Genomic DNA, 6,781 nt, shown 5'->3' on the forward strand with positions numbered 1-6,781 from the left:
GTTTTAGGAACGGCATGATTGAAGCCAAATCGCGCGCCTGGTGGCGCGCCACCTTGGCGCTTTGCCTCGGCTCATTTCTTGTTTTTATCAATTTATACGCACCACAGCCGCTGCTGCCGGGGTTAAAGGAGACCTATCAGGTCTCGACCTTAGGTGTCAGCCTGCTCATGTCGGTGTCGACCCTCTCCTTAGCCATTGCGCTGTTGGTCTTTGGGCCACTCTCGGATGCCATTGGTCGCGAAGGCATAATGCGCATTACTCTGCTGCTTGCAGGCGGCTGTTCTATTGCCTTGGCATTCGCCCCCACCTTTGAAAGCTTGCTGTTTTTGCGCCTGGTGCAGGGTTTTGTGCTGGGCGGGCTGCCAGCGGTGGCGATCGCCTGGATGGGCGATGAGTTTGAGAAACCGGCGTTATTAAGCGCTGTAGGACTCTATATTGGCGCTAATTCACTTGGCGGCATCAGTGGGCGTATCGTCGGTGGCGGCGCCGCTGAAATTGGCGGCCCCACGGCAGCATTTCTAGCGGTCGGCATTATGACGCTAATTGGCTGTGGAGTGTTTTGGCGCCTGTTGCCCAATAGCCGCGCCTTTACTCCCCAGCGCTTTGAGCTGCGCAAAGCGGTAAGCGATTTAGTCAATCATTTGCGTAACCCGGTACTGCTCGCTGCTTACTGCCTGGGGGGTATCAACTTCCTGATTTTTATCAATCAATACAGCTATATCACCTTTCGGTTGGCGGCAGCGCCGTACCAATTAGCCGCCAGTGGCCTGGGGCTGATTTTTTTGACCTATCTCGGCGGTACCTTCGGTTCGATGATTTCCGGGCGTCTGGCTGGGCGGTTTTCTCCCGCGGCATGCATGATGGTGGGGATCATGATTTTAATGCTGGGCACAGCGATTACCTTAGCGGATTCGCTGCCGATGATTATCGTCGGTTTAACCGTTAATGCCTTTGGCTTTTTCCTGGCTCATTCGCTGGCCTCCAGCTGGGTAGGGCGCTATGCCCAGGGGGCGCGGGGCAGCGCTTCGGCGCTCTACCTGGTGTTTTACTATGTGGGAGCCAGTTTGGGCGGCTTCTGGCTGGAGCCGTTCTGGCGCTGGGCCGGGTGGTCGGGTGTGAGCGTCGGTTCGTGGCTACTGCTGAGTATCACGCTGCTAATTGCTTTCGGCCTATGGCGCTTTGAGCGTCGCCAAGCGGTTGGCTAACCTTCACCAGTTGCACGCATTGATGCCGAGCGCAGGTTTCCGCGAGGGCGCTGTGAACCCCTCCCTGGGCGCTACTTTCGACATCTGACCGTCAGGGATGGCGGAAATGCCGGAATGGTCGGGAATATTTTTCCGGCCATGTCGAAAGACCCTCGCTTCAACCTGCCCTGGCATCAACTACCATGGCTTCAGCTGCCCTTCGCTTAAGTGCAAGCGCTGTGGGCAAAGCCGTTCCAGTAGGGCGGTGTCGTGGCTAATCACCAGCACGCCCAGCTGGCGTTGTTCCGCCTCCCGTTTTAATGCCTGCCAAAGCTCAACCTGGGTAATGGGGTCGAGCATGGTGGAGATCTCATCGGCGACGAGAAAGCGTACTCCCGGCGCGAGCGCCCGCAACACGCATACCCGCTGCAGCTCTCCCCCTGATAACGATTGAGGGAAGCGCGACAGCCATTTTGCTTGTACGCCAAACGCTTGGCACTGGGTGTCAGAAGGCGTCCAGGCTTCGCGCAGTATCTTACCTACCCGCCAGCGTGGATTCACCGCTAGCTCCGGCGATTGCGGTAGCCACTGCACGGGCTGCACACCGCTTTTCGGTAGCGCCTCGCCATCCAGGGTGACATCACCTGCCTGGGGCGCTAAGTAGCCTGCCAGCAGTTGGCCTAGCGTCGATTTACCCGCCCCCGAGTCGCCGCTTAACCCTAGCCACTGACCCGCGCACAGCGTTAGCGAAATGTCCTGAAGTAGCGGTACCTTGGGGGCAAAGTGAAAACTCAGTTGGCGTGCTTTAAGCAACGTGCGCCTCCTGTTCACGCCGGCTTATGGCAGTCGTTGCAAAAGCGTTGTCCGGCAGCGCCAGCCACAATGCCTGTGAATAAGCGTTGGTAAGCGAAGCGCCGCTGTCCTGAAAGGCGCAGGCGGGCGCAGTTTCGACCAGCTTGCCGTCACGCATAATGGTGACGCGGTCGGCGATTGGCAGCGCATGGCGCAGGTGATGGGTAATCAGAATCACGCTTTTGCCCTGGTTGGCCAGTTCGCGCAGCGCATCCAGCACCCGCTGACGCTGGTGGGGGTCAAGGCCTACGCTGGGTTCATCGGCAATCACCAGCTTGGCTTGGCTGACATGAGCCATGGCCGTCAACACGCGCCGGGCCATGCCGCCGGATAGCTCATGGGCATAGGCCTGCTGTGCACGGGCATCTAGCTGATAGTGATCAAGGGCTTGTTGGGAGGCGTGCCAAGCATGTGCTGATGGCTGGCCTGCGCGCTGGGCTGCCCAGGTCACCTGGCGCTGAGTACGCACCAGCGGATCTAAGGCGCTTAGCGATTGGGGGATCAGCGCCAGCTCACGGCCGCGAAGCTGGCGTTGGCGTGACGCGTTAAGCGGTTTGCCTTGATAGTAAAGCTGACCGTTTAAGCGTGCAGGTGTTGGCAGTAAACCCATAATGGCATAAGCCAATAGGCTTTTTCCGGCACCGGAGGCGCCTACCACCGCATGAACCTCGCCAGGGAACACCGTTAGTGAAAATTCATCCAGGCAGGTGGCCCAGTCGCGCTTCCACCAGGAGGCATACAGAGGTAGCTGTAGCGATAATTGATCAATCGTTAACACGGCAGGCCTCCCATTAATAGTTTTACAGCCAGTGGTTTTTACAGCCAATTTTTCTGAAAAGCGCTAAAGCGCACGGCGTAGGTGGCTTGAGAGGCGCTCGAAACCCAGCACCATCAGTAACAGCCCCAAGCCGGGAAATACCCCCAGCCACCAGTAACCGCCGCTTAAGTAGCGCATGGCATCGGCCAGTAATACGCCAATAGCGGGCTGGCTGGGGCTTAAGCCAAAGCCCAAAAAGGTCAATGCGGCTTCGTGGAGAATGGCGTGGGGAAACAGCAGTAACGCGCCAACCAGGCAGTGGGGAATAAGATGGGGAAGCAGATGGCCGTGGAGCACAAACCAGCGCGATTTACCTAGAGCGCGGGAGATGCGCACATAGGGCGCCTGCCGTAACTGCCATAGTTCGGCGCGCAACACTCGGGCTAGGCTTGGCCAGTGGGTCACCGCAACGGCAATAATCACTGCCTGGGTACCGCCACCCAGGGCAAAAGCGATCAGCATTAATAAAATCAAATGAGGCACGCTAAGCAGCGTATCAATCAGCAGACTCACCAGCGCATCCAGCCGCGCTGACAGCGTGGCTATCGCTGCCAGGCTCAAGGCAATCAGCGTGCTCAGTAGCGCCGCCAAGCAGCCCACCCAGAAGCTTAGTGCCAGCCCCGCCAGAGTGCGCGCCCAGAGTTCACGGCCCAGCGCGTCGGTGCCCAACCAGTGGTCAACGCTGGGCGGTGCCAGGCGGGCGTCAAACTGCATCTGTTGCGGTGAATCACCCAGCAGCCACTGGCTAGCGACTAGTCCCATGACCAGCAGGGCGGTGACACCCAGGCTGAAGGCGGCACGAAGGCGCGGTTGAGCCTGACTCATAAACCACTTGCCTTAATGCGCGGGTCAATAACGCCATACAGGCTATCGGCGATCATATTGCCGACGCTGACAAACAGGGCGGTAAAGAGTGCGATGCCCAGCAGCAGTGGGACGTCACTGCGCAGGCCCGCTGCCACTGTAGCCTGACCTAAGCCGGGGTAAGCAAATACCTGCTCGATTAAAATGGAGCCGCCAAACAGTTCGCCCAGTGAGGCAAACGCTAGCGTAATCGCCGGTACACTGGCGTGGCGAAGACCGTGGCGCCAAGCCACATCAAGACGGCTGGCGCCCTGAGCAAAGGCGTGAGTAGCAACGTCTGAGCGCATTAGCTCAAGCATGCGGGTGCGGGTGTGCAGGGTGATACTGGCGATGCCCAGCAGTGCCAGGGTCGCCACTGGCAGCAGTAAATGGTGCAACCGTGTGGCGAGGGTGACTTCCTGGTTTAACGCCCCGGCGGGGCCTGCGCAGCAGGTGGGTGTCCATCCCAGGGTTACCGAAAATAGCAGCACCGCAAGTATCGCCAGCCAAAAGGCGGGCGTGGAGGCGGTAATAAAGGCGTAGGTGCTGATGATGTTATCCAGCTTGGAGCCCTCTTTGGCACCCGCCACCACACCCAGGCTAAACCCCACCAGCGCTGAAATGAGCCAGGCGCTGCCCAGTAGCGCAATGGAGCGCTGAAAGCGCTGAGCGATTACCTCACTGACCGGCTGGTTGTATACGTGGCTCCAGCCTAAGTCACCACTGACTAACTGGCGCAGCCAGTGGCCAAACTGAACGGCAACTGACTCATCAAACCCCCAGCGTTGGGCAATCAGTGCGCGCTGCTCTGGGCTCACTTGGGCCATTTGTGGGCCTAGGTAGGCATCAACGGGGTCAATGGGGGAGGCCATCATAAGCCCATACGACACTAGGGCGACGCAGGTTAATACCAGCGCCAGGCGAGCCACGCGCTTGGCGATAGGCGCAATTAGTCGCACGTCCAGCGCCACTCAAGCAGGTTGGCAGTGATTGGCCAGCCGTGGCCGTGGGGCGCTACACCTAGATCTCCGACATCTAAGCAGGTATTGGTAAAATAGACATGCTCAAGATTGACCAGCCAGGCCCAGCTACTATCGCCGCGTACTCCGTAGCCGGTGGTGCCGTCCCACTGCGCTGCCTGCCACTCGCGGTTGGCTTGCTCAAAGCTAGACGCCGCCTGGGCGGCGTCCAAGTGGGCATCCACCTCTGGATTAGCGTAGAAACCACTGTTGTAGAAACCGTTGCCCGCATGCTGACTGTGGAAGAGGTAGTAAACTTCCTGGGGGCTATGGCTGCCAAAACCGAACATAATGGCATCCTGGTGCAGTGCTTCGCGCTGGATTTCGTCCCAGTGACGGCCGGTGGGTTGTATCTCAATTCCCAGTGGACGAACCATCTCGGCACTGACTTCCGCAAGCAGCTGTCGGGTGGTATCGCTGGAGGGGTAGGTAAGTCGAAAGCTAGCGGGCAGGCCACCTTTATAGCGCAGGCCATCATCGCGTAGCTGCCAGCCTGCGGCGTCGAGTATCTCCTCCGCCCGGTCAAGGTCGGGAGCGGTAAGGCGCTCATTGCTATCGCTCCAGGGGAGGCCGTCCGCCGGGCCAAAGGCGGGGCGCCCATAACCGTGCAGTGCCACTTCCACCAGCGTATCGCGGTCAACCGCAAGGTTGATCGCCTGACGTATAGCAATATCTGCCGTCACATTGTTACCAATCGGCGCGCCGGAGGCGGCGTGTTCGCCATTGGCAGGCTGCATGGGAAAAAGAATGCCGCGATTATCGACACTCTCCATAATCACCCGCTGCATATGTGCTGGCACATTGGCCGCCAGTGCAGGGGGCGTCGAGGCGATATCCACTTGGCCAGCATGGGCGGCACTTAGAGTGGCGTCTTCACCGGTAAAGAGAAATACCAGCCGTTCAAAAGCAGGCGTAGGGCCGTAGAAGTAAGGATTGCGCTCGACAATTAACTGCTCGCCTTCCTGCCACTCTACCAACTGATAGGGGCCAGACCCCAGGGGATGGCGACCATACTGATCACTGTAGCCGTTATCACGCTCGGCGCGGGGCACAATGCCCAGTGTCAACAGCTGATCAATAAAGGTAATGCGCGGGGCCTTCAGGCGGAGCGAAACAGTGTACTTATCAAGTGCGGTTGCTTCAGCCAGGGCGCTAAGATCCGCTCGCCCGCCCGCCTGGGCTGCCGCATTAAAAGTATAAGCCACATCTTCAGCGGTCAGCGGCGTGCCGTCGGCAAAGCGGGCGTCCTCGCGAAGTGTGAGTGTCCAGGTCAGGCGGTCTTCAGAAAGCCACCACTCAGTGGCCAACTCTGGCTGCGGCGCAAGATCCTTGCCCCGTGAAAGTAGCGTCGACTGAAACAGTGGATTGCCATACTGCCCCCAGCCCAACAGTGGGTCGAAACCCTGCTCGGGTTCGCCGCCAATGGCAAGTACCAGCTGTTCTTTTGCCTGCACAGTGGTGGCTACGACTAAACAACTTAGCGCAATACCCAGTAAGATGGGGCGAGTTGGTTTAGTCATCGCTTTATCCTTTATGCTGTTAGCGTCACTAGTATGATGTTTTTACAATAACATCATACTACCGGTGGTGGCAGCGCATGCAAAGTTAATCAGTACAGGGGGGCGTGAATGCAGCGTGTAACGGTAACGCTTGATGAGGAGCTGGTGGCAGAAGTGGATGCGTTGATGCGCGAGCGCGGCTATCAAAACCGCTCAGAGGCGATTCGCGATTTGACCCGCAGCGGCTTAAAACAGGCGAGAGAAGAGGCTGCACCTGACTCGCCCTGCATGGGCGCGCTGGTGTATGTCTATGATCATGCCGCTCGGGAGCTGTCCAAGCGCTTAACACGCCACTCCCATGACCATCATGACCTGACGCTTTCGACTCTGCATGTACATATCAACCATGATAGTTGCCTGGAGGTGGCGTTGCTCAAAGGTCAGGGGCGGGCGCTCAAACAATTTGCTGCTGAAGTCACTTCGTCGCGCAGCGTTCGTCATGGCCAGTTGGTGCTAATACCTGACGAAGAACCTTCTTTTTAAGCATAAAAAAAGGGCAACCCGATT

General features: G+C 58.4%; 7 protein-coding genes. 2 read left to right on the forward strand and 5 right to left on the reverse strand.

The window, feature by feature from the left end; translation table 11 throughout:
- Window positions 1-14 precede the first annotated feature (14 nt).
- On the forward strand, window positions 15-1,205 hold the full coding sequence (locus HALTITAN_RS12360; RefSeq protein ID WP_009287316.1) for an MFS transporter: 1,191 nt from the start codon (window positions 15-17) through the stop codon (window positions 1,203-1,205).
- Between the two features lie 177 nt (window positions 1,206-1,382).
- Here the strand turns inward: HALTITAN_RS12360 and HALTITAN_RS12365 are convergent, their stop codons facing one another.
- From HALTITAN_RS12365 to HALTITAN_RS12385, 5 genes are all read right to left on the reverse strand, one after another.
- A complete protein-coding gene (locus HALTITAN_RS12365) occupies window positions 1,383-1,997 on the reverse strand; it encodes an ABC transporter ATP-binding protein (RefSeq protein WP_039859317.1) in 615 nt (204 codons plus the stop codon).
- The gene (locus tag HALTITAN_RS12370; protein WP_039859318.1) at window positions 1,990-2,814 is read right to left on the reverse strand and encodes an ATP-binding cassette domain-containing protein; all 825 of its coding nucleotides are present in this window, start codon (window positions 2,812-2,814) and stop codon (window positions 1,990-1,992) included. The genes HALTITAN_RS12365 and HALTITAN_RS12370 overlap by 8 nt, the downstream gene beginning before the upstream one ends.
- A gap of 63 nt (window positions 2,815-2,877) precedes the next feature.
- Window positions 2,878-3,678, reverse strand: a complete 801-nt coding sequence (locus HALTITAN_RS12375) for an ABC transporter permease (RefSeq protein WP_009287317.1) — start codon at window positions 3,676-3,678, stop codon at window positions 2,878-2,880.
- On the reverse strand, window positions 3,675-4,655 hold the full coding sequence (locus tag HALTITAN_RS12380; protein ID WP_039859319.1) for an ABC transporter permease: 981 nt from the start codon (window positions 4,653-4,655) through the stop codon (window positions 3,675-3,677). Before HALTITAN_RS12380 ends, HALTITAN_RS12375 begins: the two co-directional genes overlap by 4 nt.
- Entirely contained in the window at window positions 4,646-6,235 is a 1,590-nt protein-coding gene (locus HALTITAN_RS12385; RefSeq protein WP_039859320.1) for an ABC transporter substrate-binding protein, read from the reverse strand. The genes HALTITAN_RS12380 and HALTITAN_RS12385 overlap by 10 nt, the downstream gene beginning before the upstream one ends.
- Window positions 6,236-6,343: 108 nt before the next feature.
- Here HALTITAN_RS12385 and nikR point away from each other — a divergent pair, with 108 nt between their 5' ends.
- Window positions 6,344-6,757, forward strand: a complete 414-nt coding sequence (nikR, locus tag HALTITAN_RS12390; RefSeq protein ID WP_022520437.1) for a nickel-responsive transcriptional regulator NikR — start codon at window positions 6,344-6,346, stop codon at window positions 6,755-6,757.
- The last annotated feature ends 24 nt before the right edge of the window (window positions 6,758-6,781 follow it).

Source organism: Vreelandella titanicae BH1, from assembly GCF_000336575.1.
GTDB lineage: Bacteria > Pseudomonadota > Gammaproteobacteria > Pseudomonadales > Halomonadaceae > Vreelandella > Vreelandella titanicae.

What these genes read in the sequence shown, in the direction of transcription:
- HALTITAN_RS12360 (WP_009287316.1), top strand. Translation starts at nt 15, where the DNA reads ATGATTGAAGCCAAATCGCGCGCCTGGTGGCGCGCCACCTTGGCGCTT.
- HALTITAN_RS12375 (WP_009287317.1), bottom strand. Translation starts at nt 3,678, where the DNA reads ATGAGTCAGGCTCAACCGCGCCTTCGTGCCGCCTTCAGCCTGGGTGTC.
- HALTITAN_RS12385 (WP_039859320.1), bottom strand. Translation starts at nt 6,235, where the DNA reads ATGACTAAACCAACTCGCCCCATCTTACTGGGTATTGCGCTAAGTTGT.
- nikR (WP_022520437.1), top strand. Translation starts at nt 6,344, where the DNA reads ATGCAGCGTGTAACGGTAACGCTTGATGAGGAGCTGGTGGCAGAAGTG.